Source organism: Granulibacter bethesdensis (assembly GCF_001889525.1).
GTDB classification, from domain to species: domain Bacteria; phylum Pseudomonadota; class Alphaproteobacteria; order Acetobacterales; family Acetobacteraceae; genus Granulibacter; species Granulibacter bethesdensis_C.
Genome location: NZ_CP018192.1, coordinates 1,482,039 through 1,506,608, shown reverse-complemented (window position 1 = coordinate 1,506,608; position 24,570 = coordinate 1,482,039). Strand labels below are relative to the sequence as shown.

The following is a 24,570-nucleotide window of genomic DNA, read 5'->3' as shown; positions in this document are numbered from 1 at the left end:
TAAATCAGAATCTTTGTGTCAGCCCTGCCAGGATCGTTCGGCGCAGCCCGTATTGCGGTGCGCCAACCCCGACCCCGGTGCCGTCACGCAGCATGTAGGTGCTGTCGAACAGGTTGATGACATCAAGCCTTATCTGGGTGCTTTTGCCGAAACCCAGATCGAGCGTCTGCACAGCCGAAAAATTGAATGTTCCGTAAGGAGGCAGGGCGCTTCCGTTCGGTACTGCGCCATCGGAACGCAAACCGCTGCCGAACAGCATCGTGCCGGACATGCGCAGCGGATGATGTGTGCCTTGAAAGAGCGTATAGGCTGCTCCGGCCGAGGCGGTGATACGCTGATCGTGATCCAGATGGATATAGCTGTTTTTGATTTGTTCCAGCTCCTCCGGATCGAAATTGAACTGGGCCGAGACGATGTCCTTGCCCATGGCCTTTGACCAGGCAACATTGGCGTAGACCGACCATGGCCCACGGTCGAAGGTGGTATCGAACTGGACACCGCCGACATAGCCACGCGCATAGTTGAACGAGGTCAGGATGATCGGTGCTCCGAACTGGCCCTCATCCAGCAGGTTGGTGGCCTGCTTGTAATAACCGTCAACACCACCGCGCCAACCGGGCAGGAACTGTTGGTCGATGCCGATATCGAAGTAATTGGCACGCTCGGCCTTGACCGTGTTGTTGAGCAGGCCGCCAGGGGCCGCCGCTGTGGTGTTCTGGAATGCGGCAATGGAGGCCGTGCTGAGCAACTCGAAAGTCGGTGGGGTAAAATAGCGGGCGTAGCCGGCATGTACCGAGGTCCGGTCCGTCGGCATCCAGACAATGTTGACACGGGGACTGAGTTGATTTTCGTGCGTATATTCATCGACCACATCGAAACGGGCGCCATAATTGATGGTCACGCGTGGCAGAATTTTCCACTCATCCTGTAGATAGATACCATACAGGCCACCAGTTCTGCCGCCAGCCTGATAGATGGAGTAGGGTGAGGCACCGGATGCAACCTGTCCGCTGTCATCCGTGGCAAAAACCTGGCTGCTGGTCTGGAAGGTTGCGCGCTCGATCGTCGCCAGAAACCCGCCGCGCACTGTATGATGGTCCGAAATTTTCCAGCTTGCATCGGTCTGCGCGCCAGTGGAGGTGACACCGCGCGCCGCCGACTGTGAAAAGCCGTTGAACAGCAATTCGCCAATCTGGTCAGGCGCATAATACAGGCTGCTGTAACGGGTGAAGACGGAGCTTTGTATGTCTACCGTATCATAGTGCTTTTGCAGCGACAGAATGGCGAAATTGGTAATTTCGCGCTGACGCTGATTGAGCGTTGCGCTGTCCCTGGTATCAATCCCGTTGACGCTGTATCCGCTGGAGGGTAACAGGCCGGGCCGGTTCGGGATCTGGAAGTGCTGCGTGGATGATCCAACAATCGTGCTGATCCGGGTGGTATCGTTGATGATACCTGAAATCTGCGCCATGCCGTGCCACTGATTGGACTGGTCATGAATGGCATTGAAGGAGCCGGTCGGGTTTTCAATCCCCACCCGGTTCAGCAGGTAGTCACCAGTCAGGAAGTAATCGACGGCCCCTTTACGACCGCCATAAGCGAAGCTGGGTTGGAAATAATCGCGGGCACCGCCATAAACGCTGATCTGCCCGCCGGGATCGGTGGTGCCGTTTTTGGTCACGATGTCCACGACCCCGGCCTCCCGGAAGCCATATTGCGCCGGCAGAGCGCCCATGATCAGGGACAGGCTGTGCGCAAAGCGTGTTTCCAGCACCTGCCCGAACACGGACAGCCCTTCCGGCAACTGCACCCCGTTGAGGCGATACTGGACATTCCCGTGATCGCCGCGGATATGAATCTGGCCGAAACTGTCCTGCGCTACGCCCGGGGCTTGCAGCAGCACCTGCTGCAACGGGGCATTATCTCCCTGTGGGATGGTTTCCAGTGCGGTCCGGCTGAAATGGTAGGTTGTCGCGCCGAGAGAAGGCTGAATCTGGCTCCGCGCCTGATCAAGCGTATTGGACACCACGGAAAGTGGCGGCAGGGAGACATCGGCCGAGGACAGATCGGCCGCTTCGGCAAAGTGGACAAATCCGCATAATCCCCCTGCTAGTACCGTGCTGCCGAGCAAGGTGGCAGAGCCTCCCCGAAGAAGGGAACTGAGCAGGATGGTGAGACGAGGCGAGAAGGCGAGGCGGGACATGGGAAGCGTAATCCTTCGACGGCTGCGCAAAGGGCACATATTTTGTTATGTTATAACATGACATGTTATGTTACAACATAACTCCGTCGCAACAAAAAAAGAGGCGCTGTGCGCCCCTCTTTCTGCTTCATTCGAAAGCTTGCGGCCCTTATTTGCGGCGCGTGCCGAGACCGGCAAACTTCTTGTTGAACTTCGCAACCTGTCCCCCGGTATCGAGCATACGCTGAACGCCGGTCCAGGCCGGGTGGGATTTCGGATCAATATCCAGACGCAGCGTTTCGCCGGGCTGGCCATAGCAGGAACGGGTCTTGAACTCCGTGCCATCGGTCATGATCACGTTGATCTCATGGTATTCGGGGTGGATACCGCTCTTCATCGGGTTATCTCCTTGCGAGGCAGCCCGATGCCGACCGGGCGCATTGAAGGCGCGCGTATAGCAAACCCATTCACCTGAACGCAATCACTGTTACGCACGCGACGGGGCTTCAAGCCATGCTACAGACGGAATGCAGCTTCCAGGCAGAATCAGTGATGGGTGGAGACATAGCGCAGGGCGGCTTTGGTCCTCTGTTCAAACAGCCGGTCAGCCGTTTTCTGCTGGGCAGGGGACAGCGCTTGATACAGCGCTGTAAAGACCGGTTCCAGTCGCCGTAAATTATCTGTCTGCACTGTTTGAACCTGTCTGTAAGCCTGAAAGCGGCTCAGCGCATTGGTTCCTGCCTCTGGTTTGGCGGCAGCGGCATAGGCTTGATCGATTGCTGCGGCATTGTCCTGCAGGACACGGGCAAAGTTCTCCCATGGCTGCTGCTGGGCTGGGGTGATGGCAAGAGACTTATAGAGACTTTGCAGTTGCCGTTCTGCGCGGGTAGAGGCATGTCCTGCTGCAGACTGAGGCTGTGGAGCTACCCGCTGCCCGGCCAGCTGAGGCGGGGCAGCACTGTCTGCTCTGGAATCCTGGGCTACAAGGGCCGGAGAGGCGCTCAACATCCCCAGAAAACCCCAGGCAGCGCGGGAGCGCCGAGTCATCAGAAGATCCATCATGCTATCCTTAGGGCTGATTCTGTCGCAGGGCGATCGAATCATCAGATGGATGTGGCCAAAACAGGGCATGGATAGGGCGAATGCGCCATGATTGACGGAGCTATGCCAAGGGAGCACGCGGGAGGGGGCGCAGGCTGACATTCATCCAAGGTTATGTTTACAACCGATGGCATGAATATCCTGTCGATCCAGTCCTGGGTTTGTTACGGCCATGTCGGGAATGCAAGTGCGGTTTTTCCGTTGCAATTGCTGGGGGCGGAGGTATGGGCGGTGAACACGGTCCAGTTCTCCAACCATACCGGATATGGCGATTGGACGGGACAAGTCTTCGGAGGCGGCGATATTGCTGCCCTGATGAAGGGTATTGCTGATCGTGGTGTGCTGCCGCGTTGTGATGCTGTTCTGTCCGGCTATATGGGTTCCGATGCGATCGGGGGTGCCATTCTGGATGCGGTCGCATCTGTCCGTGCGGCCAATCCGGAGGCTCTTTACTGCTGTGATCCTGTGATCGGCGATACGGGGCGGGGTATTTTCGTCCGCCCCGGTCTGCCGGAGCTGTTTCGGGACAGGGCTGTTCCGACGGCCAATATTCTCACTCCCAATCAGTTCGAGCTGGAATGGCTGACCGGTCATCACTGCCGCACACTGGCTGATGCGCGTGCGGCAGTGATGGCGCTGGCTGAGAGCATGATCCGGCAGGGGCCGCGCATCATATTAGTCACCAGCCTGCATGTGGCGGAAACACCGTCAGGATCGCTGGATATGCTGGTCTATGAAAATGGCCGGTTTTATCTACTGCGCACCCCATTGCTGCCAGTCAACATCAATGGGGCAGGGGATGCGATCGCGGCCCTTTTCCTGTTCCATCGTCTGGACACCGGGGATGCCCGGCAGGCTTTGGAGAAAGCGGCTTCTTCCGTTTACGGCCTGCTGAAACAGACGGCAGAGGCGGGGAGCATGGAAATCCTGACAGTGGCTGCCCGTCAGGAGTTTCTGACGCCATCCACATGCTTTTCAGCGCAGTTATGCTGATAGAATGATTGTAGATAAAAAAGCTTTCTACTGCATGATCTTTTATACGTCTGACGCTTTGTAAAGACTGATATCCTGGATACGGGTTTTGGCAGGCGAGGACCGACGCGTATGGTGGCTAAAATAGTGCTGTGGGGTTTTGACGGTTCGACGTATGTCCGAACCGTCAAAATGCTTTTTGTCGAGAAAAATGTCTCCGATTATGAACAGGTGCCGGTCAACGTCCTGAAATGGGAACCGAGGCAGCCGGAGCATCTGGAACGGCACCCGTTCGGCAAGGTGCCAGTTGTTGATATCGATGGGTTCCGGGTGATCGAGACCGCAGCCATCACACGCTATCTGAACGCCATTCTGCCCGGTCCATCCCTGATCCCGGAGGATCTGAAAGACCGTGCCCGTATGGACATGGTGATCAATATTATCGATTCATATGGCTATAACCCACTGGTGGGCGTGTCGGGTTATTATTTCTTCCCCGAACTGATCGGTGGAAAAAATGACGAGGCGCATCGTCAGGCTATCGAGAAGAGCCACATGGTTCTCTCCGTTCTGGCCGGGATCAAGGGCAGCAGTTCGTATTTGGCAGGTGAATCCGTCAGTCTGGCCGACTTATTTTTGGCCCCGATTCTTGCCTATATCGAGAAATCACCGCACCGGGATGAGTTTCTCAGCAGCGGTCCTGTCGGGAAGTGGTGGAGGCATATTTCCAGCCGGGAGAGCTTTATCGCCACTGCATCCTGATGGGGAATGGCGTATTAAACGTTCTTCCTGTCGTTTATATTTGCATTATTGTTTCATAATCTGCCATTGTTTTTTAACAAGATTAGGCCAGAAGTATCCCCTCTGATCTGATCGTTCGAAAATGGCAATGAAGACAACATTCATGCAAGGGAGAACGTTATCATGCTTATTGGAACTATTCTGAAAAATAAGGGACATGCCGTAGAAACGGTCGGGGCAAAGGCAGAATTTGCCGCCATCGCCGTCCTGCTGAGTGACAAGCGCATCGGTGCCGTCCCCGTTTTGGGCGCAGAGGGAGAGATACGCGGCATCGTCAGCGAACGCGATCTGGTGAGAGCGATGGCCAATTACGGTGTCAAAGCGCTGGAGCTGACCGCGGAGCAGATGATGACGCGTGGCATTCGTACCGCGTCCGCGGACATGACCGTTGAGGCGGCCATGGAAACAATGACGACAGGCCGGTTCCGTCACCTTCCGGTTGTCGAAGAAGGTCGTCTTATCGGCATTGTCAGTATCGGCGACGTTGTCGCGGCTCGCATCAATCAGCAGGAACATGAAGTCGACAGTTTACGCGCCTATGTCGCTGGATCGGTGTGAGACGGTGAGAGGAATGGAACGGAAAGCGATAGCGTTTTCGTGAGGATTGCTTTTCCTGTGTCATGAGCGCTTGCCTGACTGGCTCTGATCACTCCACCCTTCTTGGTGACGCAAATACAGAAACGAAGGGGTTCCAAGCATGGCATCACCACTCAATCTTCCCTCCGGTCTGGCCAAAAAACCGGCTTGGGTTGAGGAGTTTCAGGCTTTCATCATGCGTGGGAATGTTGTCGATCTTGCGGTCGGTATCATTATCGGTGCCGCTTTCACAGGAATCGTCAACAGTCTTGTGAAAGACATGCTGATGCCTCTGATCGGCTTGCTGGTGGGCGGTATCGACTTCAGCAACATCTTCATCACGCTGAAAGGTGAGCATGCGGCCACTCTGGCGGAGGCGCAGAGGCTGGGCGCCGTGACGTTGAATGTCGGCGTCTTCCTGAATTACTGCATCAATTTCCTGATCGTCAGTTTCGCGATTTTTTGGCTGGTCAAAGCTCTGTCCAGCTTCAAGGCGAAGCAGGCAGAAGAACCTGCCGCAGAAGTCGTGCCGACACCCACTGAAGCATTGCTGATTGAAATCCGTGATCTTTTGGCACGCCGCCAGAATCCCTGATCTCACATTTTCCTGCTTGCCTGCCTTGGTAATGGCGGAAGTGTCTTACATCGTGATACCGCCAGACAGTTCCCGTCTTCTTTGATCGAGCTCTTCACTGTACCGCCGCAAGGCGTAGGCCTCTGTCAACAGCCCCAGCACTGTTCCGGTGCCGGGGCTGTCGCGATGACAGTCGGGTTGCTGTTCCACGACTGCCAGACTATCCGCTTCGGCCTTTTCAAAGGTTTCGATTGCCTTTTTCACCGTCATATCCGGTGTTAGAACAGTGTGTGTGAAATGCAGCAGATCACCGATGCAAGCGGCGTCTGTTTCACTGGCATGGGCTTCAGCCAGCAAAATCATGCCAAGATAGCGGTTCTGCTCATCAACCACGATCATGCTGTGTGATGACCCGAGAGGGTAGTCACGTCTGAATCTGTCGAGTGTCATGGTGGCGCAGACAGTGCGTATGTCTTTGCGCATCATCCGGCCTACGGTCAGATTGCGCATCCAGCCGATATCCACCGCGCTGCGGATTGCCTCTCCGCGCAGATGAAAGCGCCACGTCGTGAAGGAATATCCAAAAAGCCGCCGCACGGTCAGGGAAGAAATCACTGTGCCTGCCAGCACAGCCACCGTCATGGGCAAGGAACTTGTGGTTTCCAGCACAAGGAAACTCATTGTCAGCGGTCCCCCTACGACAGCGACGGCCAGCGCACCCATACCAACCAGCGCAAAGACAGTGGATGGGAGTGTCGATGCTAGGGAAACGGTGAGAAGCAGGGCGCCAAAAGCCTTGCCAAGCATCGCCCCCAGAAACAGGGAGGCAAAAAACAAGCCGCCGCGAAAGCCGGAGCCGATGGAAATGGCGCTGGCAATGGCTTTCAGAACCAGCAGCATAAGGATTTCGGACAGCGTATAAGGTGCGTCAATTCCCATATGCAGGGCTGAATGGCCTGATGACAGAACTTGCGGTGTTATCAGGGCCATCAAACCCAGCGCTATTCCACCCAAGGCTGGGCGTCCCCAGTATGGGATATGGCTACGGGTAAATAACGCTTCCATCAGCGTCACCCCGCGCATCAGGGCAATGCCCACCAGGGCCGCCAGAAGGCTGAGCGCCAGAATGGGAGGATAGTCTCCAATGGGAATAGAAAGGGGAATTTGCAGATGATATCCGGGTGTGCCGCCCATTAGAACGCGATTCATCAGCACAGCCATGATCGATGCCGTCATGACGGGCGCCAGTGTGGCGAGGGAGTAGATCCCGATCACAAGCTCGAACGCATAAAATGCACCGGTCAGCGGAGCATTGAAGGCAGCACCGATAGCGCCGGCTGCACCACATCCGACAAGAATGCGCAGATCGTTTCTACGGAGCCGGAAGGAACGGCCAAGGCGGGAGGCAATGGCCGAGCCAATCTGTGTATAGCCCGCTTCCAGCCCGACAGACGCACCAAATCCGTTGGATAAAATCGTCTGGAGCGTGACGTGCAGGCTGGTGGTCATCGACATGCGGCCGCCATGCAGTGCATTGGCTTCAATCGGATCTACTGTAGCCTGTCGGGAAACATGCCGTGCCATCAGCAAGGCCAGACCGACAACGCCTCCCCCGATGATTGGTCCAAGCACAGCGCGGGAGGGTTCCAGAAAGGGAGCTGCGGATAATTTTCCCCCTGCGGGGAGTGCGTAGATCACCTCATGCATCCATTGCGTCAGCCAATAGATAAAGCTGACACATCCCCCCGTCGCACAACCGACGAAAGCGGCCAGAACGGTCAGCCAGATTTCATCGGCCCGCACCAGTGCTCGCAGCACATAAGGTGCATGGAGCAATTTTTCACCCAGCTGGCGGTGACGATGGGAATGAGATGATGGAGTATCCATCCCTTCAGGGTACGCTTAACGGGGTGACCTGTCGGTCGGTGCGTGCATCAGATCGGCAGGCGGGGTAATCTGTCCGCTTGCATGGCCGCTGATATTCTCAGGCGTAACGCCGCATGCGGCCATGGCCAGCAGCAGAAGGGCCAACAACCCGGTACGGGACGATATCATACATGATCTCCTGATCGGTTAGGCAATGAAGCCGGACAAGCGATACCATGGGCTTCGACAGGGCAATAGAGACGTGTTTCTGATGGGGAAGATGAATAGAGGAAGGCACGCGATGAACAATATAACGCCGGGAACATGGAATCGATGACACTCCCCGACAGAATGGCGATGATTCGGGTCGATGGTGCGGGCGGACCGGAAACATTACGGTATGAAAACGCCCCCTTGCCGGTGCCGGCAGAGGGGGAGGTACTGATTCATGTACGGGCAGCGGGTATCAACCGCCCGGACCTTATGCAGCGTAGCGGACTGTATCCGCCGCCGCCGGATGCCAGCCCACATCTGGGGTTGGAGGTGGCGGGAGAGGTGGCCACGCTGGGAGCAGGTGTTACGACCCTGCAACGAGGTGAAAAAGTCACCGCACTGACAAATGGCGGGGGATATGCAGAATACTGTGTTGTTCCTGCTACGCAGTGCCTGCCTTACCCGGAAGGCTTCGATGACATTCGCGCGGCCGCGTTGCCGGAGACATTTTTCACTGTCTGGGCCAATGTATTCATGCTTGGTCGGTTGCAGAAAGGAGAGAAATTGCTGGTCCATGGCGGCTCGGGTGGGATCGGCAGTACGGCGATCCAGCTTGCATCCACGATGGGGGCGACTGTGTATGCGACGGCCGGCGGGGCAGAGAAATGCGCAGCCTGCCGGGCATGGGGAGCCGTGGAAAGCATTGACTACAAGACAGAGAATTTTGCCGATGCGGTGGCTGAATTCACCGGCAAAAAAGGGGTGGATGTGATTCTGGATATGATCGGCGGATCGTATCTGGCGGCGAATATCCGCTCCCTGGCTGTCGGTGGACGGCTGGTGACGATCGCGTTGCAGGGGGGGGCGAAAGGGGAGGCTGATCTGGCCCGTGTCATGACCAGACGTCTGACCCTGACCGGCTCGACCCTGCGCCCACGCAGCAAGGAGGAAAAAGCTGCTATCGCCCAGGCATTGAAGGAGCATGTCTGGCCGCTATTGTCAGCAGGTCGGATCGGACCGCATGTTCATGCGGTTTTTCCGCTTCATAAGGCAGAGGAAGCGCATCGCATGATGGAGAGCAGTGCGCATACTGGTAAAATCATCCTCACGACGGATGGATGAGGCGACAGCATGATCCTGAACGCCATTGAGCGTGCGCCTGATAATCCATCCGGGCCACCGCTGGTTCTGCTGCATGGGCTATTAGGGCAGGCCCGTAATTTCGGGCTGGTTCAACGGCACCTTGCGCATGGCCGTCGCGTGCTGGCGCTGGATCTGCGCAATCATGGCTGCAGCCCGCATCAGGCCGGCATGGAGTATGGCGCTCTGGCACAGGATGTATTCGAGACGCTGACAAGGATGGAAGTTTCTCGCTGTATTCTGCTGGGGCATTCCATGGGCGGTAAGGTTGCGATGAGACTGGCTCTGGACCATCCGGAGACGGTTGCGGGGCTGATCATCGCAGATATTGCGCCGAGGCAATATTTACCGCGTTTTCGCCCCGTTGCTCAGGCCATGCTGAGACTGGATCTGTCGGCTATAACCTCACGTAGTCAGGCGGCCGATGCGTTATCCGATGTTGAAGCCGATCCGCGCGTCCGCGCTTTCCTGACGCAGGGGTTGGAAGCGGTTGAGGATAAATCAGGGCGGCATTTGGTCTGGCGGATTGGTCTGTCGAATATTGCCCGGGGATTGCCGGACATAGAAGGCTGGGACAGTCCTCCGGGAGCCCATTTCAATGGGCCTGCCCTTTTTATAGCGGGCGCTTTATCACATTATATAAAGGCTGAAGATCACCGGCTGATAACGGATTTATGTCCTCAAGCACAATTGGTCACTCTTCCTGCGACCGGACACTGGGTGCATGCGGATCAGCCAGATCAGTTTGTGGCCGCGATCGAAACATTTATCGCTGGCAGCGATTTTTCTCCTTAGGAAAAATGCCAGAGATTCAAAGGTCCAGGCATCACTTCAAAAGGGTCGCTACCAGCCCCTGTTAATATCGGTACGATCTCCGGTGATACCAATCCGACGTATAATGATGGGAGCTATCTCTATCAGGGTGGCTACGCTACCAATAATAGTACTGATCCCTGATAAGGGGAGGCAGAGACGGTGTCTTTGCCAGCGGCAGCGCGGGCACGGTCGTCAATCCACGGTCGTCAATCAGGGTACGATCGTCAGCAGCCAGTACGGTATCCATACCGGTGGCAATGTATCAATCACCAACTCTGGCACCATCAGCGCGACTTTGGTTTCTGGTGCTGCCATCTTTCTGAACAGGATGCGGAACGGTGTTGTAGTTGCCCGCTACTGCGCTCGCCGTGTCGTCGATGGCATGCTGCTGGATAATATCCGCCAGACTCTGATGGAACAGGTTGCTTCCCCGTCTATAGCAGAGCCGGAAAAAGATTCCGCCTAAACTTGGGGTGCCGATCAAGGAAAGGGAGGGGATGCCGGCGGCACAGCATCCTCTCAGATGAAAAAAGGGCCACCAAACAATGTGGCTGCCTTTTTTATGGATGGTGATATCGGTATCAGCTACCTGCTTCTGCCATCGCTTTGCCAGCCGCGCTGGTACGCAACGCTGGCGGCACTATTGCGGTTTGCCTGTTCTATGCTGCGTTGGGCGATCAGACATCCGTTCAGCCAGCCGGCTGACAGAGAGCCGCCTACCATGTAGCAGGACTGGCTCCCGCTGGAGCTTTGACGGCTTAGCCAGTATTGGGCTCCGGATTGTTGTTCTGCACTTGCAGAGTGGAGCCAGGTCAGCATTCTGCGATGATCCTGGGCACCGGCGCGGAATTCTGCTTCCTCCACCGTTGCCGGAAAGTCACGCAGCTCCTTTGATGGGGGAGGGAGGGGTGCGATGACAGCTGTATTTCGGTCCTTTTCCTGCCCCTCGTCATCCAGAGCGACAGGGGAAAGCAGCGTGTATGCTGTCAGTGCGCTCGAAACAGCTAGGGCCGTGAAGATGCCTCCCACTATTCTTTCCCGCCATTGTATTTCCCGTCTGGCATTGGCAGCCTGTATCTGAATGGAAAGCTGGAGCCGCGCAGAATCACGTTCCATAATGGCGCGAGTCAGCTGCTGTTCCAGCGTGGCTTGCCGGATGGAGTCTCCACCGGGCGCTTCAACATTTAAAAAGGCAGATGGCTGGCCACGTAATTCATGCAGCAGGTTTTTGAGCAGACCGCCTGTGATATTGTTTCTGGCTGCACGGCGCTTCAGGGCGATCAGGGCTGCTTCGGATTGTCCCTGATTTTCGTCCAGGACCAGGGCAATGATGTCGCCCAGAATTTTCCGCTCAGATGAGTCGGGGCGTTCGTTCATGGTGACCGGTCTGGAGGATCGAATGTGCAGGCCACGCCTGCATTGGCGGATAGCGCCGAGGCGATGCAGGTAATCTTCGCGTAGGGACGTGTCAGGATGCGGGGCTGGCCGATATCGGGGGCCTCATCCGTCCGATTAAGGCCGAGCGCTTCGTCGAAACGGGCGGATTGTGGGGGCAGCCCTTCCTGCTGGTCCCAGACCTGTGCCGCGTTTTCCACTGCCGCGACGAAGTTGGCGTGATCGACCGGCTCGGCCCGATCACCTAGAATGCGCAGTGTCTCGATGCGACCATCAGGGTTGAGCCTTGCTTCCAGACGCAGTGGCTGTGGAACTCGTCCCGGTGGCAGCTTGATGCGGTTGGTCGGTTCGATGGGCGGTGGCGGAGCATCGCCGTCGCGATTCCGGATCAGGCAACTGATGCCACCCGTTATATGCTTGCACCGCTTGAGTGAACCGGATGGAGAGGCAGAAGCGTGACCGGGCTGGTCGGCCTGCGCCTGATTGTTGAATGCGGTTTTGAATGCCGCAAAAGTTATGGCGAAACTGGGCGGGGAGGCCCTGTTAGGGGCAGGTTGGGCCCGCGCAGGAGCGAACATCACCATCCCACCAAGGGCGGCCAGAAGGGTGGCCAGAGTGATGCGTATCGGACTGGCGGCAGGAATAAGGCGTCGGAGAGACGGCATGACGGCAACTCCGTGATGATGGCCGATTTCGGTCGGTTGGGGCGAGGCCTGCGGATCATCCTGTTTTATGGACGTGAAGTTTCTCTTGCCCCGGCTCCGGTTGCAAGCCACGCCGGATCGAAATAGCGATCAGCCGGTCCGTCATAAGGCAGTCGGGTGATGTCCCAATGCTGGATGAAGCGGGCATAAGTATCCCACACGGATAAACCGCCACCGATATATACAATCCGGCCGGGATAGCGACTCAACACGTCCTCCGGCTGCATGGAGGAGCGGAGCTCGAGGATGTCCCTTGCGGTAAAGGCCGTCGCCGGAATGGTACGATAGGTCGCCGGTCCGCATATCAGGACATGTCCACGCGTGCGTTCCCAGAAACGACGGACATCCTCGCGGAAGGCCGGGCGTTGGTCACCCTGCCATGGCAGTTCCCCGTTCAGCCCGAGCTGTCCGCCTGACCCGATCGCACACATGGAACGGATCTCGGAGGGCCATGGAGTGAGAAGCAAGGATTCATTATGGCTTGGCATGGAAAAGCCTTTCTCTGGAGGCAGCCGGTTCAGAGGACGGAGGGCGGGGAATCTTTTTGGCCTCATCGGCTGCCCGCCACAAATACCATGCTGCCAGACTACGCCATGGAGACCATGATTGCCCGATATCTGCCAGTATTTTCGGCCTGGGCTGGCTCTCCAACCCCTTGATGACCCGCCAGCCTTCCCGGACTCCGAAATCATCCACCGGGAGGATATCGGTGCGGCCGAGCGTGAAAATCAATAGCATTTCCACTGTCCAGCGCCCTATGCCGCGCAGGGTCGTCAGCTGCTGGATCAGTGTTTCATCATCCAGAGCCGTACAGCCGGAGCGGTCGGGAATGATGCCGGCTTGGGCTGCTTCACACACGCCGCGCAGAGCAGTTATTTTTGTGCCGGAAAACCCGCATTGTCGCAGGGTCTCCGTATTCAGAGCCATGATTTCCAGCGGTGAAGGGAAGTCTGCACTTGCTGGAAATAGAGCCAGAAATCGGGCGAGAATCGCTTCTGCCGCACGGGCATGAAGCTGCTGGTGGGCGATGGCACGGATCAGAGCTTCAAAGGGGCTTTGTTCGAGAGAGATTGTCAGGCGGGGTGGACCAACCCGGGTAATGAGAGCTGCGAGCGCCTTATCCTGTCTTGCAAGATGCGCGCATGCTTCCTCAATCCGTGCCGGACAGGAGAGCACTGTCCTCATATCCATCATTGTCGGGTCTGGCGCTGCATGGTCTGGTGTTGCTGTTCCATCTTCATGGCAGCCGCGCCAGCCGATTGCCGAGCAAAGTGAAAAAACCTTCTACATCTACTGTGTCCAGCATCGTGATCCGTCCTGAAGAGGTCTGTCCGGCATGGCTGATCATGGTTTGACCGCGCCTTTCTCCGGCTCCAAGCATGACAGAGACATCAATCCGACGCGTGCTGAACAGATGCGGTGCAACCAGCCATGCGATTGCGCAGGGGTCATGCAGCGGCTCTCCGCCCTGTTCGGTCAGGGGAACCCGGGACAGAATATCGCAGGCCGTGGCGAGGGCCCGCCCTGTTCCATATTCCCGCAGGTGCGGGATGCGCGCGGGCGTGATGCGGGCCTGCCGTGTCAGATCAAGCGTCACCAGCACGACTGATGCACCGCTGCCGATCAGGATGGAGAGTGCTTCGGGATCGCTCCATGCATTAAACTCGGCATAAGGGGTGACATTCCCTCGCCCGGCACTGCCGCTCATCAGCACGATCTGATCTATGTTGGTGCAGAGGGTAGGCTCTGTGGCCAGAGCCAGGGCCAGATTGGTTGCCGGACCGATCCCCACCAGTGTGACCGGTTTTTCGCTGTCGCGCAGGATGGCGCGGATCACGTCGGAGGCCAGCCGCGTGGACGGCAAGCCGGATGGCGCCGGCATATCAACCCCGGCCAGGCCATCAGCCCCATGAATTTCAGGGGCCCCTGTATAATGTCGCCCCATCAAGGGCTGGTTTGCTCCGGCATGGACGGGGGTGGCGGCACCTGCCAGCGCTGTCAGCGCCAGCGCATTACGAAGTGTATGCTCCAGCCCGACATTGCCCCCGACGACGGTCAGCCCCTTTATCTCCAGCTCCGGGGAGGCAAGCGCCAACAGAATCGCCAAAGCATCATCCGTGCCGGGATCAGTATCAAGAATCACGGGAACAGGATGGAAATTCTGATCAGACATATATTAAAGTGCCATCTTTTATCGCCCCTAAAAGGCGTCCATGAGATAAAACCGCCTCTGCCCTGCGGTTGCTCGATTGCAAAAATCGGCAGGGTGTCGCATATCACGGCGGAATCGGGTCGGGCAAAGAATGCCGGGGGCAATCCTCCCGTTGTTCCGGTATCCGCCTTGTTGTTTGTATCACTTGTTTTGGTGTGATCTGCCGGACAGCGTTCCGGGGTTGCGCTGATACTCCCTGACTGGGGCCATTCCCCGCAGGGTTTTTCCCTACTGGGTTTTGGAGGTCTGCCTTGTCCACACCGTCGCTCGAAAAGATCCGTAATATCGGGATCACCGCGCATATCGACGCGGGCAAGACCACCACGACGGAGCGTATCCTGTACTACACCGGTGTGTCTCACAAAATTGGTGAGGTGCATGATGGCAACACGACCACCGACTACATGGAACAGGAGCGTGAGCGCGGCATCACCATCACCTCCGCCGCTGTGACCTGTGAGTGGAAAGACCACCGCATCAACATCATCGACACCCCTGGCCATATCGACTTCAATATTGAAGTGAACCGCTCTCTGCGCGTTCTGGACGGTGCGGTGTTCATCATTGAAGGCGTGGCCGGTGTGCAGCCGCAGTCCGAGACCAACTGGCGTCTTGCCGACCGCTATAACGTGCCGCGCGTCATCTTCATCAACAAGCTGGACCGCACCGGCGCCGATTTCTATCGCGCCTTCGACACTCTGAAGGAAAAGCTCGACATCGTCGCGCTGCCGCTGCAGCTGCCGATCGGGGCCGAGGATCAGTTCCTGGGCGTGATCGATCTGGTCGAGATGAAGGCCATCATTTGGGAAGGTGGCGAGCTGGGTGCGAAGTTCCACGACGAGCCGATCCCCGCCGAACTGGCTGAAAAGGCCGCTGAATATCGTCAGAACCTGCTCGATACCGCCCTGGCCGTCGATGACGCCGCCATGGAAGAGTATTTCGAGAAGGGTGATGTCGATGTCGCCACCCTGAAGCGCGCCATCAAGCGCGGCACCATTGACGGCACGTTCCGTCCGGTTCTGTGCGGCACCGCCTTCAAGAACAAGGGCGTTCAGCCGCTGCTGGATTCCGTGATTGATTACCTGCCCGCGCCGACTGATCTGCCCGGCATCAAGGTGGCCGCAGAGGAAGGGGAGGACGAAACCGCTGAACGTCGCCGCATCCCCGCCAAGACCGATGCGCCGTTCTCCGGTCTCGCTTTCAAGATCATCAACGACAAATACGGCACACTGACCTTCGTGCGCGTCTATTCCGGCGTGCTGCGTTCGGGCGATTCCGTCCTGAACACCACCAAGGGCCATAAGGAGCGTATCGGCCGTATCTTCCAGATGCATGCCGATAAGCGCGCGGAAATCAAGGAAGTGTTCGCCGGCGATATCGCGGCTTTCGTTGGTCTGAAGGACACTGGCACCGGTGATACGCTGGCCAGCCAGGACGATCCGGTGGTGTTGGAACGTATGGCGTTCCCGGTTCCCGTGATCGACATCTCCGTTGAGCCGAAGACCAAGGAAGCGGTCGAAAAGATGACGCTCGGCCTGCAGAAGCTGGCCGGTGAAGATCCCTCCCTGCGTCTGCGCACCGATCAGGAAACCGGTCAGACCATTCTGTCCGGCATGGGTGAGCTGCATCTGGACATCATTATCGACCGTCTGCGTCGCGAATATAATGTCGATTGCAATATTGGCGCGCCGCAGGTGGCCTATCGTGAGACCATCAGCAAATCCCACACCGAAGTTTATACCCACAAGAAGCAGTCCGGTGGTTCCGGTCAGTTTGCCGAAGTGAAGATTGTCTTCGAGCCGCTGGAACGGAATGAAGGTATTGTCTTCGAAAACAAGGTCGTCGGTGGCTCCGTGCCGAAGGAATATATCCCGGCCGTTGACAAAGGTATCCGCGTGCAGGCCGAAACGGGTGTGCTGGCCGGGTTCCCGACCGTGGACTTCAAGTTCAGCCTGATTGACGGCAAGTACCATGACGTCGACTCCTCGGCGCTGGCCTTCGAAATCGCGGGTAAGGCGTGCTTCCGCGAAGGTATGAAGAAAGCCGGTCCTCAGATTCTGGAACCGATCATGGACGTGGAAGTGACCACGCCTCAGGATCACGTCGGTGACGTCGTCGGTGACCTCAACCGTCGTCGCGGCATGATCCAAAATCAGGAAAGCTCCGGCTCCACCGTTCTGGTGCGTGCGCAGGTGCCGCTGAAGGAAATGTTCGGCTATATTTCTCATCTGCGCAGCATGACGAAGGGCCGTGCGTCCTTCACCATGCAGTTCCATCACTATGATCCTGTGCCGCGTAACGTTGCGGACGAAATCATGACCAAGAGCGCCTGAGATGGCTTTTCCCCGCTTCTGCGGGGAGAGTATTTCTGCTTCGTTCTATCTGGAAACGGCCCGTTTTCACGGGCCGTTTTTTGTTTCTTGCTTCACAGGAGATTGTTCTGACTTTTTTTCAGGGTCTGGCCAGAATTTTGCTTGCTGTTATTCATCGTTTGCGGGGAACAGCTTCTGTTCCACAGGCGTTTCAAGGCTATTCGGAGCGCAGACCTGTCGATGTGGAGAGGGAGAGAGGAAGCCTTTCTCTTCCTGCACGTGAGGAGGCGGTTCCGGTTTCTGCTGTATGCCGAAGGGAGACAGGATTGCATATTCGTGCCGGATACAGGCTGACTTATCAGCATATTGATTACACTCCGATGCTGCTGATGGTGCATGTACATCCATCCCGTGCCGGTGATCTGTTGGATCCGGGTATTGTTACGCTGGATCCACCGACGGCCATGACGGTTTATACGGATGGCTTTGGAAACCGCTGCACCCGTCTGGTTGCACCTCCCGGCCTGATCACGATTTCGACGATGTTCACCATTCAGGATAGTGGTGAGGCGGATGTCGTGAACTGGTCAGCCCGACAGACCCCGGTGCCCATGCTGCCGGATGATGTGTTGGTCTATCTCATGGGCAGTCGTTATTGCGAGACGGATCGTCTTTCCACGCTTGCCTGGCAGCTCTTTGGTCAGATGCCGGAAGGTTGGCCCCGCGTGCAGGCAATCGTTGATTACGTACACCAGCGTATCCGTTTTGATTATCAGATGGCACGCGCCACGAGAACCGCTTGGGAAGCACATGAGGAGCAGGTCGGGGTGTGCCGTGACTTTGCACATCTTGCTGTCACTTTGTGCCGTTGCATGAACATTCCTGCGCGTTACTGCACCGGTTATCTTGGCGATATAGGCATTCCACCTGTGCCGGACCCAATGGATTTCAGCGCCTGGTTTGATGTCTATCTGGATGGTATCTGGTATACATTTGATGCTCGGCATAACAAGCCGCGTATCGGCCGTATCTTGATGGCGCGTGGACGGGATGCGACCGATGTGGCGATTTCGACCAGCTTCGGAAAAAGCGATCTGGTTGAATTCGGTGTTGTCACGGATGAAATTTGAGAAAGTTTAATGTCCCGGGCATTCCTGTAGGGCGTTATTAGCCCTATGGTGGCAGGAACTTGAGCCGCTCGTCAGCCTTGTATGCAAGGAGGCCTCGATCAAGATGGACAGTATGCAGAAAAAGTCATCTCCCCCTGTGCTGGATATGACGCTGGATGGTGAGTTCCGCCGCCCGGTTCGCCCACCCTTCAGTGCGCGCTTTGCTGTCTCTGCCATGGTGGCAGCCATGATCATGGCGGGTCTTGCGGCGGCTGCATTGGCGATCTGGCTGGCTGTGCTTATGATTCCGGTGGCTGTCGTTGCCTTGGCGGTGGCCTATGTCGCCGCACGGGTGCTGCGTGTTCGCAGTGCCATGCACAGCAGCTTTTTCTGAATAAAAATCGATCTGTTCAGCCGATCTGGCTGGAGATTACCCGCAGCACTGCATAAAGCGCGCCGCCGACGACAAAGCCAACCAAAGTTCCGTTTACGCGCACAAATTGCAGGTCGCGTCCGATCCGTAGCTCAAGCTTGTCGGTAATTGTCTCCGTATCCCATCCGGCCACGACCGAGGCAATGAACTGAGACAGCGATTCCTGTAACGACGGAAGTGCGTTCAGGATAATTGACTCTGCTCCGCGATTTAATGTGTCCCGCATATCAGGGCTTTGTTCGAGCAGACTGCCAAGCTCACCTAGAAAACCCTGAATAATCAGAACGGTACGGCCGTCATTTCTATTGGCATCGGTCACGATAGTACTGCGCAGGCGTTGCCATATGTCTTTTAGCCAAGCCTGCGCGGCAGGTTCTGCCATTAATCTGGTGACGGCTTTTCCCATGTCTGCAGCATGGGCGGGATCGTTCTGTAACTTACCAATCTGAACCCGTACCCATTCATCAAAGGCAAGACGCAGGTCTGATTGATCAGGCCCCATTTTATCGAGTTCAACATTGATCGCAGCCAGAACCTTGCTGGCGATCTGAGCACCGACGACCCAGCCGACCAGCCGTCCGCCATGCTCGGAGACGCGCTGGGCGATGATACCGTGTAGCTGTGATTCTTTCTGATGCAGCGTATCCCTTAGGGCGTTGAGCAGCAGGGTAAAAATATCCTGATGCTTGCCCCCATCGACCAGACCATTCAGGGCGCGTGCGATCACCGCGCTGGCAGCCTGCCCACCCATCAGGCGTGGCAGCAGCCGGATGACCAGTTTGCGTGCCCGACCCGCCTCCATACTGGACAACAGACGCGGCACCAGTCTCGCCCCCGCCTGTGATGCGGGCAGGAAGATGGAAGGATCATTGAGCAGCCGCTGAAAAATGCCGGCAAGGTCGATGGTTTTGACCGCGCGGGATATTTCCGCCGGCGTAAAGAAATGCTGAGCGACAAAACGTCCCAGTGCCTGTCCTAGTCTTTGCTTCTGGGCTGGAATAATCGCAGTGTGCGGAACAGGCAGACCCAGCGGATGACGGAACAGGGCAGTGACGGCAAACCAGTCAGCCAGTCCGCCGATCAGCCCGGCATTGGCGGCTGCCCCGATCATGCCTTTGACCCATCCTGCCCCCAAACTGGAAGGAATGAACAGGGCCAGCAGGGAGAGGCCCAGCATAAACAGAAGCAGAAAAAGGGCGAGGCGTTTTGCCTGAAGTAGCCTGTCACGGGCAGGCTTATCCTGCACCGGGAGCATCATGCGAGGAGGCGGAAAAAGAGGGGAGGGTTCCAACGGTCTGAGCACCTGATCAGAGTATGGAAAAACAGCCTCCTTGGTAGTCATAAAAAAGGATGCCGCAGAAACGGCATCCTTCTTATGAACCGGCGCTGATTACTGCGCAGCAGGGGCAGTTGCCGGGGCCGGAGCCAGAGCGGCAGGCGCAGCGGACTGGACGACTGGCGGTATGGTTGCCGCTGCGGCACCATGGCGCAGGCGGCGCGGGGTCTTGCCGGTTTTCAGGGCTTCCAGCTCTTTTACATGCAGTTGGATCACCGGCAGGGTATCACCCGCCAGTTTCTTCAGATCAGCATCTGAACCCTGGTTGATTTCCAGGTTCAGTACCGGCTCAAGCGCTTTGTGACCGTCCAGCTCAGAATCCACATAATCGTTGTTGAATCGGCTGGCGCGCTCGCCCTGCAGCTTCTGATAGACAGCCTGCTGCTGTTCATTGGGCTGGGTAGGGACATCAATGCCCTTCGCTTTTGCCAGTGTGCCAAGCTTTTCGTTCAGCTGGCTATGTTCATTGGACATCTGGCTGCCCAGCTTGCGGATGCTGGCTTTGTTCGAGGTTTTGGAGGCCAGATCACCAGCCTGTATCTCTGCCAGATTAGCCTGGGTGAGAGCTGTCACGAAGCTACGATCCGTATCGCTGACGGTCGGGGCTGGCGGGGCCGGGGGCGGCGCAGGCGGGTTGGAGCAAGCGGCGACCGGAACCAGCAGTCCGAGAGCCCAGCCGAAGCGACGTGCCATAAGAATTTCTCTCCTGTGTCATGTTTTAGGCAAGGTGGTAACAATATGGTTGCGCGAGGGTTCCGTAGCCTGTCCAGAGGCAAAAAGTTAAAATAATTGAGATTTATATCCTGCCTAGCTTCCTTCCGTAAGGATTGCGACCAAAAAGAGCTATAATTTTATTGCTATAGATGCTGTTATATTTTACTATTAATTCTGATAATAGATTAATTTTATCATAAGATTGCTTTTGTCTTATGTGATGACAGAACGAGAGTTTGAAAGGAAGACCATGCGAAAGGGGTTTGCGTTCTCTTTGAGCCTGTGCACAAAATTCCGGTGATGGCAGACATGCACGACACGCAGGCACCTGCGGACCTGGCAGCCGAATTACTTTCGGTCACAGAACGCTCTGTGGAGCGCTCTACCGAAGACCCGTTCGGCAATCCGATGCTTTCAGTGGCGCTTGCGATTGCGCGCCGAATCGAAAGCGGATCATTAAGTCACGCCTCTCTCGTGGCGCTGGTAAAGCATCTGAGAGATGCCGCCTATCTCGACCGCTCGCGCAGGCTTGCCAATTATGTTGGTGGGATTGAAGGGGCTGACGAGGCGCTGGCTCATGTGGCCCAGCGTGTGGTGAGGCCCGACCCAAATGACAGCCCGATTTCTTTTCGTGATTTTCAACCCAAGGTCGAGCGAACCCGCTTTGCCGCCGTCTTTACGGCTCATCCGACTTTTTCGATGCCAGCTGAGGTTGGTCACGCGCTGGCAGAAGCAGCCAGTGGTGCTGAAGTATCTTCTTTCGAATCGCATCGTCCCCCTTCCGTAACGCTGGAAGACGAGTTCGATCAGGCAGTTGCTGCCATTATCAATGGCCGTGATGCCATCGATCAGTTGAACCGCAACCTGCTGGTGGCCGCCCGCGATGTCTGGTCGGATCGCTGGAGCGATCTGACTCCAAGGCCGGTTATTCTAACCAGCTGGGTGGGCTACGATACGGATGGTCGTACCGATATCGGCTGGTGGGATACGTTACGCCTGCGCCTGCGTATGAAGCGTCTGCAACTGGAGCGCGTTCTGGCACAATTGGCTCCGCTTGCGGGAACCGATGCGCTTCAGCGCACAGTGAATCAGGCGATTGAGGCCGTTTCGACCCAGATCGAGGCATGCCCGACGACACCGAATCCCGATGGCGTGCAGGCTTTTGCTCAGGCACTCATTACACGTCGGCAGGAAGCGATTACTGATCCTGCTGCCCTGCTGCCGCAATTTGATGCGGTGATCAGCACGGCGGATGAGGAAACCAGACTGGCACTGTGCGTGATTCGCGCAGGCTTGGTGTCGCATTCCATGTCTCTGGCTCATACGCATGTACGTCTGAATGCGACCCAGCTGCACAATGTCGCCCGGCAGCGTCTGGGCATTACAGATCCGCCGGAGGATCAGTCCCGTCGTCGTATTCTGCTGAGCAAGATCAACGAGGCGCTCGATACTGTTCAGCCCGTTAATATCGATTTCGGTACGCTGATTGCTGAGCAGGCTTCGGCGGCACGGTTGATGATGACGGTGGCGCAGGTTGTCAAACACATCGACAATGCAGCACCGGTCAGATTCCTGATCGCCGAGACCGAGAGCGGTTACACGCTGTTGACTGCGCTGTGGCTGGCAAGGCTTCTGGGAATAGAGGACCGGATCGAGATTTCTCCGCTGTTCGAGACCGCCGATGCGTTGGAACAGGGCGCTCGAATCCTGCAGGAAGCGCTGCGCAGCCCGCATTACCGCGCCTATCTGCAAAAGACCGGTCGTCTTGCACTTCAGTTCGGTTATTCGGATTCCGGTCGTTATGTTGGGCAGCTGGCCGCCAGCTATCTGATCGAACGCCTGCGTATGAAAATTGCCGAGTTGCTGGCCCGTTATGACGTCAAGGGTGTCGAGGTGATTCTGTTCGATACGCATGGCGAAAGCATCGGACGTGGTGCGCATCCCGGTTCACTCTATGATCGCCTGAAATATCTTTCGCCCACCAAAAGCCGCAAGGCCCTGCGTGCTGCAGGCGTTGTGGTGCGTGAGGAAAGTGCTTTTCAAGGTGGTGATGGCTATTTGTTGTTCGGCACTCCGGCGCTGGCAACGGCGACGATTGCCCGAATTGCGGAACATGCTTTCCCACGTATGTCCGGTCCGAAAGATCCCGTTTATGATGAGCAGGATTTTGCCTCGGATTACTTCACGACCATCCGTACGCATATGGAAGAACTGGTGGAAGATCCGGGCTATGCCGCCCTGTTGGGTGCGTTCGGCCCGGCTCTGATCGACAAGACCGGTTCCCGCCCGGCCGCCCGCCAGAGCGATGGAGCCGTGGGGCGTCCGCAGATTAGCCATCCGCGCGAATTGCGGGCCATCCCCAATAACGCCATCCTTCAGCAGTTGGGCTGGTGTGCCAATTCCATTCACGGGATTGGTGCAGCCTTGATCCGTCATCCTGAAACGTTCGACGATCTTTATCAGAACAGCTTCCGTTTCCGTCGGGCCATGAATCTGGCCGAGCATGCGTTGCGCCATTCTGATCTGGACGTATTGCGTGCCGTGGTGGCGACATTCGATCCCACCACCTGGCTCGATCGTGCTGCGCATGAGAGGGAAACCGATCAGCGGAAGACAAAGGCGCTGATGCTGGTAGCCAAGGCGGTGGAGCGGCTGGGTCTGGCGGCGGTGACACAGGCGATGTTCCGGCGCATTCAGGTGGATCACCTGCAACTGCGTGCAGGCTGGTCTGATGCACCGCGCATGACCATGCGTGAGCGCCTGCTGCATGCGCTGAGGCTGGCGTTGATTCATCGTATCTGGCTTCTGGAGACGGAAATTCCTGATTTTTCGCCTCGTCATGGAGTAACGCGTCAGGCTCTGGAAGCCCTGATTTTGCGGCTGGAAATTCCTCTTGCCCTCAATCTTCTGAGTCAGGTATTCCCGCCTGCGCCAGATCCTGCGGTGGAACGGGATTATTTTGAACCATCGACCGAACGCCAAGGCAGCAGCTATGCTCATGAGCATGCCGCTATTTTCCAACCGATGAGCGATATGTTTGATCTGGTGCGGGAGATCGGCACGGCCATCAGCCATGAGGTGGGCGCTTTTGGATGAATAGCATCCCTCAAAACAGTCGATAAAACAGGAAAGCCGCGATCAGATGGGATCGCGGCTTTTTCTTGATGGTGTGACTAGGTGGGGTTGCCGTTCAGATATGCGAGGATCTGAAAGCTTGCAAAAGCGTCTTTTGTAGGCTGCCAGAACGGAATGGTGATCGGGCCTAGCCTGTATGATCAATATGGAGACGCATATTAAGCTGCTTGAGAACCTTCACCAGGGGGGCCGGGCTGACGCAAAGCTCCCCCTGATAGGGGCGGTCGATAATAAACAGAAGCCCGGACATGATCCCCAGCCCGGCCATAAACAATGTCGGTAGCGGGTGAATGTAAATCCTGTTCGGACGTGCCAGAAAAGCCGAGCAGATCAGCAGCAGCAGCAGCAACATGCCAAGTACCCACCACATGATCGAAGGAAGCCCGCCTCGCACAACGGCTAACCGCTTGGCGCGGTCATCCTGCAGATCGTCGAAGTTTTTATCAATATCGTTGGCAACACGCATGGAGGGAGGCAGCTGATTGACCAAAGATTCAACCTCTTCCTGCAGGGCCTGCATTGTCTGCGATGTTACCGAAGCTTCGGTTTTCCCCTCCCGCAATCCACGCCACTCATCCGTTACCACAGACTGGATGTACGCACTCAGGGCCAGCCGGGCCGGGGTTGCCTTATCACCCAGATCTGTTCCAGCAAGGGCGCGGTCAAGCTGATAGGCATCCGTGGCCTCAAGACTTATCTGGCGTCCGGTTGCACGATATTCGGCAATCCCCTGCACCAGTGAGAAGCTGATAAATACACCCGCCAAGGGACCAAGAACACGAAACGTATCCAGAGCTGATAGGTTATATTCGGCAAGGACGGTGGGAGGGAAGATTCTTTTGGCAAGAAACTGCACCAAATATTGAGCAATAACCAGAGCCCCGCAAAATATCCCGATAATGACAATATTGGGCCATTGAGCCAGGATATTGGCAGAGAAATCTGCTGCTTCCATGAAAGAGTCTAACATTTATTTTGG

At 56.7% G+C, this 24,570-nt stretch carries 24 protein-coding genes; 11 read left to right on the top strand and 13 right to left on the bottom strand.

From position 1 onward, the window contains the following. Nucleotides 1-4: 4 nt before the first annotated feature. From GbCGDNIH6_RS06915 to GbCGDNIH6_RS06905, 3 genes are all read right to left on the bottom strand, one after another. Entirely contained in the window at nucleotides 5-2,203 is a 2,199-nt protein-coding gene (locus tag GbCGDNIH6_RS06915) for a TonB-dependent receptor (RefSeq protein ID WP_232449739.1), read from the bottom strand. A gap of 148 nt (nucleotides 2,204-2,351) precedes the next feature. Continuing rightward, complete coding sequence (gene rpmE / locus GbCGDNIH6_RS06910; RefSeq protein WP_011632063.1) at nucleotides 2,352-2,579, bottom strand: 50S ribosomal protein L31; 228 nt, start codon at nucleotides 2,577-2,579, stop codon at nucleotides 2,352-2,354. A 149-nt stretch (nucleotides 2,580-2,728) separates the two neighbouring features. Further along, nucleotides 2,729-3,244, bottom strand: coding sequence for a Spy/CpxP family protein refolding chaperone (locus tag GbCGDNIH6_RS06905; RefSeq protein ID WP_025286754.1), 516 nt, complete (start codon nucleotides 3,242-3,244; stop codon nucleotides 2,729-2,731). Nucleotides 3,245-3,397: 153 nt separating this feature from the next. On the opposite strand from GbCGDNIH6_RS06905, the gene pdxY reads away from it, so the two are divergent. From pdxY to mscL, 4 genes are all read left to right on the top strand, one after another. After that, a complete protein-coding gene (gene pdxY / locus GbCGDNIH6_RS06900) occupies nucleotides 3,398-4,276 on the top strand; it encodes a pyridoxal kinase PdxY (RefSeq protein ID WP_475689640.1) in 879 nt (292 codons plus the stop codon). A gap of 111 nt (nucleotides 4,277-4,387) precedes the next feature. Next, complete coding sequence (locus GbCGDNIH6_RS06895) at nucleotides 4,388-5,017, top strand: glutathione S-transferase family protein (protein WP_072563335.1); 630 nt, start codon at nucleotides 4,388-4,390, stop codon at nucleotides 5,015-5,017. Nucleotides 5,018-5,179: 162 nt separating this feature from the next. After that, nucleotides 5,180-5,614 (top strand): CBS domain-containing protein, encoded by a 435-nt coding sequence (locus GbCGDNIH6_RS06890; RefSeq protein WP_025320508.1) that lies wholly within the window; start codon nucleotides 5,180-5,182, stop codon nucleotides 5,612-5,614. A 139-nt stretch (nucleotides 5,615-5,753) separates the two neighbouring features. Beyond that, nucleotides 5,754-6,227 carry a large-conductance mechanosensitive channel protein MscL gene (gene mscL, locus GbCGDNIH6_RS06885; protein WP_072563334.1) on the top strand — a complete coding sequence of 158 codons (474 nt, stop codon included), beginning with the start codon at nucleotides 5,754-5,756 and terminating at the stop codon, nucleotides 6,225-6,227. A gap of 45 nt (nucleotides 6,228-6,272) precedes the next feature. Here the strand turns inward: mscL and GbCGDNIH6_RS06880 are convergent, their stop codons facing one another. Next, entirely contained in the window at nucleotides 6,273-8,093 is a 1,821-nt protein-coding gene (locus tag GbCGDNIH6_RS06880; RefSeq protein WP_072563333.1) for a chloride channel protein, read from the bottom strand. A gap of 15 nt (nucleotides 8,094-8,108) precedes the next feature. Continuing rightward, complete coding sequence (locus tag GbCGDNIH6_RS12370; RefSeq protein ID WP_157692348.1) at nucleotides 8,109-8,261, bottom strand: hypothetical protein; 153 nt, start codon at nucleotides 8,259-8,261, stop codon at nucleotides 8,109-8,111. A gap of 135 nt (nucleotides 8,262-8,396) precedes the next feature. Between GbCGDNIH6_RS12370 and GbCGDNIH6_RS06875 the strand changes: the two genes are divergently transcribed. From GbCGDNIH6_RS06875 to GbCGDNIH6_RS12365, 3 genes are all read left to right on the top strand, one after another. Then, nucleotides 8,397-9,407: an NAD(P)H-quinone oxidoreductase gene (locus tag GbCGDNIH6_RS06875; RefSeq protein WP_072563332.1), complete on the top strand. Its 1,011-nt coding sequence runs from the start codon at nucleotides 8,397-8,399 to the stop codon at nucleotides 9,405-9,407. Nucleotides 9,408-9,416: 9 nt separating this feature from the next. Continuing rightward, nucleotides 9,417-10,220, top strand: coding sequence for an alpha/beta fold hydrolase (locus tag GbCGDNIH6_RS06870; RefSeq protein ID WP_072563331.1), 804 nt, complete (start codon nucleotides 9,417-9,419; stop codon nucleotides 10,218-10,220). A 127-nt stretch (nucleotides 10,221-10,347) separates the two neighbouring features. Then, entirely contained in the window at nucleotides 10,348-10,707 is a 360-nt protein-coding gene (locus GbCGDNIH6_RS12365) for a hypothetical protein (RefSeq protein WP_157692347.1), read from the top strand. A 119-nt stretch (nucleotides 10,708-10,826) separates the two neighbouring features. Here the strand turns inward: GbCGDNIH6_RS12365 and GbCGDNIH6_RS06865 are convergent, their stop codons facing one another. The 5 genes from GbCGDNIH6_RS06865 to GbCGDNIH6_RS06845 all read right to left on the bottom strand — a co-directional run bounded on the left by GbCGDNIH6_RS06865 (nucleotide 10,827) and on the right by GbCGDNIH6_RS06845 (nucleotide 14,513). Then, a complete protein-coding gene (locus GbCGDNIH6_RS06865) occupies nucleotides 10,827-11,618 on the bottom strand; it encodes a hypothetical protein (protein ID WP_072563330.1) in 792 nt (263 codons plus the stop codon). Continuing rightward, nucleotides 11,615-12,301: a hypothetical protein gene (locus GbCGDNIH6_RS06860; RefSeq protein ID WP_072563329.1), complete on the bottom strand. Its 687-nt coding sequence runs from the start codon at nucleotides 12,299-12,301 to the stop codon at nucleotides 11,615-11,617. The genes GbCGDNIH6_RS06865 and GbCGDNIH6_RS06860 overlap by 4 nt, the downstream gene beginning before the upstream one ends. A gap of 65 nt (nucleotides 12,302-12,366) precedes the next feature. Beyond that, nucleotides 12,367-12,828: a dihydrofolate reductase family protein gene (locus GbCGDNIH6_RS06855; protein WP_072563328.1), complete on the bottom strand. Its 462-nt coding sequence runs from the start codon at nucleotides 12,826-12,828 to the stop codon at nucleotides 12,367-12,369. Next, complete coding sequence (locus GbCGDNIH6_RS06850) at nucleotides 12,815-13,534, bottom strand: DNA-3-methyladenine glycosylase family protein (protein WP_072563327.1); 720 nt, start codon at nucleotides 13,532-13,534, stop codon at nucleotides 12,815-12,817. Before GbCGDNIH6_RS06850 ends, GbCGDNIH6_RS06855 begins: the two co-directional genes overlap by 14 nt. 43 nt (nucleotides 13,535-13,577) lie before the next feature. Continuing rightward, nucleotides 13,578-14,513 carry a nucleoside hydrolase gene (locus GbCGDNIH6_RS06845; RefSeq protein ID WP_072563326.1) on the bottom strand — a complete coding sequence of 312 codons (936 nt, stop codon included), beginning with the start codon at nucleotides 14,511-14,513 and terminating at the stop codon, nucleotides 13,578-13,580. A 290-nt stretch (nucleotides 14,514-14,803) separates the two neighbouring features. Here GbCGDNIH6_RS06845 and fusA point away from each other — a divergent pair, with 290 nt between their 5' ends. The 3 genes from fusA (at nucleotide 14,804) to GbCGDNIH6_RS06830 (ending at nucleotide 18,367) form a co-directional block, all read left to right on the top strand. Continuing rightward, a complete protein-coding gene (gene fusA, locus GbCGDNIH6_RS06840) occupies nucleotides 14,804-16,885 on the top strand; it encodes an elongation factor G (protein ID WP_072563325.1) in 2,082 nt (693 codons plus the stop codon). Between the two features lie 305 nt (nucleotides 16,886-17,190). Then, nucleotides 17,191-17,994 (top strand): transglutaminase-like domain-containing protein, encoded by an 804-nt coding sequence (locus GbCGDNIH6_RS06835; protein ID WP_072564426.1) that lies wholly within the window; start codon nucleotides 17,191-17,193, stop codon nucleotides 17,992-17,994. Between the two features lie 112 nt (nucleotides 17,995-18,106). Next, the gene (locus tag GbCGDNIH6_RS06830) at nucleotides 18,107-18,367 is read left to right on the top strand and encodes a hypothetical protein (protein ID WP_072563324.1); all 261 of its coding nucleotides are present in this window, start codon (nucleotides 18,107-18,109) and stop codon (nucleotides 18,365-18,367) included. 16 nt (nucleotides 18,368-18,383) lie between these two features. Here the strand turns inward: GbCGDNIH6_RS06830 and GbCGDNIH6_RS06825 are convergent, their stop codons facing one another. Together GbCGDNIH6_RS06825 and GbCGDNIH6_RS06820 are read right to left on the bottom strand one after the other, a co-directional pair. Continuing rightward, entirely contained in the window at nucleotides 18,384-19,661 is a 1,278-nt protein-coding gene (locus GbCGDNIH6_RS06825; RefSeq protein WP_232450053.1) for a DUF445 domain-containing protein, read from the bottom strand. Between the two features lie 135 nt (nucleotides 19,662-19,796). Next, nucleotides 19,797-20,435 carry a DUF4142 domain-containing protein gene (locus GbCGDNIH6_RS06820; protein WP_072563323.1) on the bottom strand — a complete coding sequence of 213 codons (639 nt, stop codon included), beginning with the start codon at nucleotides 20,433-20,435 and terminating at the stop codon, nucleotides 19,797-19,799. Nucleotides 20,436-20,765: 330 nt separating this feature from the next. Here GbCGDNIH6_RS06820 and GbCGDNIH6_RS06815 point away from each other — a divergent pair, with 330 nt between their 5' ends. Beyond that, a complete protein-coding gene (locus GbCGDNIH6_RS06815; RefSeq protein WP_072564424.1) occupies nucleotides 20,766-23,552 on the top strand; it encodes a phosphoenolpyruvate carboxylase in 2,787 nt (928 codons plus the stop codon). Between the two features lie 166 nt (nucleotides 23,553-23,718). Here GbCGDNIH6_RS06815 and GbCGDNIH6_RS06810 read toward each other — a convergent pair whose 3' ends face one another. Beyond that, nucleotides 23,719-24,546, bottom strand: a complete 828-nt coding sequence (locus GbCGDNIH6_RS06810; protein ID WP_072563322.1) for a bestrophin-like domain — start codon at nucleotides 24,544-24,546, stop codon at nucleotides 23,719-23,721. Between the last annotated feature and the right edge of the window lie 24 nt (nucleotides 24,547-24,570).

What these genes read in the sequence shown, in the direction of transcription:
- GbCGDNIH6_RS06915 (WP_232449739.1), bottom strand. Translation starts at nt 2,203, where the DNA reads ATGTCCCGCCTCGCCTTCTCGCCTCGTCTCACCATCCTGCTCAGTTCC.
- rpmE (WP_011632063.1), bottom strand. Translation starts at nt 2,579, where the DNA reads ATGAAGAGCGGTATCCACCCCGAATACCATGAGATCAACGTGATCATG.
- GbCGDNIH6_RS06905 (WP_025286754.1), bottom strand. Translation starts at nt 3,244, where the DNA reads ATGATGGATCTTCTGATGACTCGGCGCTCCCGCGCTGCCTGGGGTTTT.
- pdxY (WP_475689640.1), top strand. Translation starts at nt 3,398, where the DNA reads ATGTTTACAACCGATGGCATGAATATCCTGTCGATCCAGTCCTGGGTT.
- GbCGDNIH6_RS06895 (WP_072563335.1), top strand. Translation starts at nt 4,388, where the DNA reads ATGGTGGCTAAAATAGTGCTGTGGGGTTTTGACGGTTCGACGTATGTC.
- GbCGDNIH6_RS06890 (WP_025320508.1), top strand. Translation starts at nt 5,180, where the DNA reads ATGCTTATTGGAACTATTCTGAAAAATAAGGGACATGCCGTAGAAACG.
- mscL (WP_072563334.1), top strand. Translation starts at nt 5,754, where the DNA reads ATGGCATCACCACTCAATCTTCCCTCCGGTCTGGCCAAAAAACCGGCT.
- GbCGDNIH6_RS06880 (WP_072563333.1), bottom strand. Translation starts at nt 8,093, where the DNA reads ATGGATACTCCATCATCTCATTCCCATCGTCACCGCCAGCTGGGTGAA.
- GbCGDNIH6_RS12370 (WP_157692348.1), bottom strand. Translation starts at nt 8,261, where the DNA reads ATGATATCGTCCCGTACCGGGTTGTTGGCCCTTCTGCTGCTGGCCATG.
- GbCGDNIH6_RS06875 (WP_072563332.1), top strand. Translation starts at nt 8,397, where the DNA reads ATGGAATCGATGACACTCCCCGACAGAATGGCGATGATTCGGGTCGAT.
- GbCGDNIH6_RS06870 (WP_072563331.1), top strand. Translation starts at nt 9,417, where the DNA reads ATGATCCTGAACGCCATTGAGCGTGCGCCTGATAATCCATCCGGGCCA.
- GbCGDNIH6_RS06865 (WP_072563330.1), bottom strand. Translation starts at nt 11,618, where the DNA reads ATGAACGAACGCCCCGACTCATCTGAGCGGAAAATTCTGGGCGACATC.
- GbCGDNIH6_RS06860 (WP_072563329.1), bottom strand. Translation starts at nt 12,301, where the DNA reads ATGCCGTCTCTCCGACGCCTTATTCCTGCCGCCAGTCCGATACGCATC.
- GbCGDNIH6_RS06855 (WP_072563328.1), bottom strand. Translation starts at nt 12,828, where the DNA reads ATGCCAAGCCATAATGAATCCTTGCTTCTCACTCCATGGCCCTCCGAG.
- GbCGDNIH6_RS06850 (WP_072563327.1), bottom strand. Translation starts at nt 13,534, where the DNA reads ATGATGGATATGAGGACAGTGCTCTCCTGTCCGGCACGGATTGAGGAA.
- GbCGDNIH6_RS06845 (WP_072563326.1), bottom strand. Translation starts at nt 14,513, where the DNA reads ATGTCTGATCAGAATTTCCATCCTGTTCCCGTGATTCTTGATACTGAT.
- GbCGDNIH6_RS06830 (WP_072563324.1), top strand. Translation starts at nt 18,107, where the DNA reads ATGCAGAAAAAGTCATCTCCCCCTGTGCTGGATATGACGCTGGATGGT.
- GbCGDNIH6_RS06825 (WP_232450053.1), bottom strand. Translation starts at nt 19,661, where the DNA reads ATGCTCCCGGTGCAGGATAAGCCTGCCCGTGACAGGCTACTTCAGGCA.
- GbCGDNIH6_RS06820 (WP_072563323.1), bottom strand. Translation starts at nt 20,435, where the DNA reads ATGGCACGTCGCTTCGGCTGGGCTCTCGGACTGCTGGTTCCGGTCGCC.
- GbCGDNIH6_RS06815 (WP_072564424.1), top strand. Translation starts at nt 20,766, where the DNA reads ATGCACGACACGCAGGCACCTGCGGACCTGGCAGCCGAATTACTTTCG.
- GbCGDNIH6_RS06810 (WP_072563322.1), bottom strand. Translation starts at nt 24,546, where the DNA reads ATGGAAGCAGCAGATTTCTCTGCCAATATCCTGGCTCAATGGCCCAAT.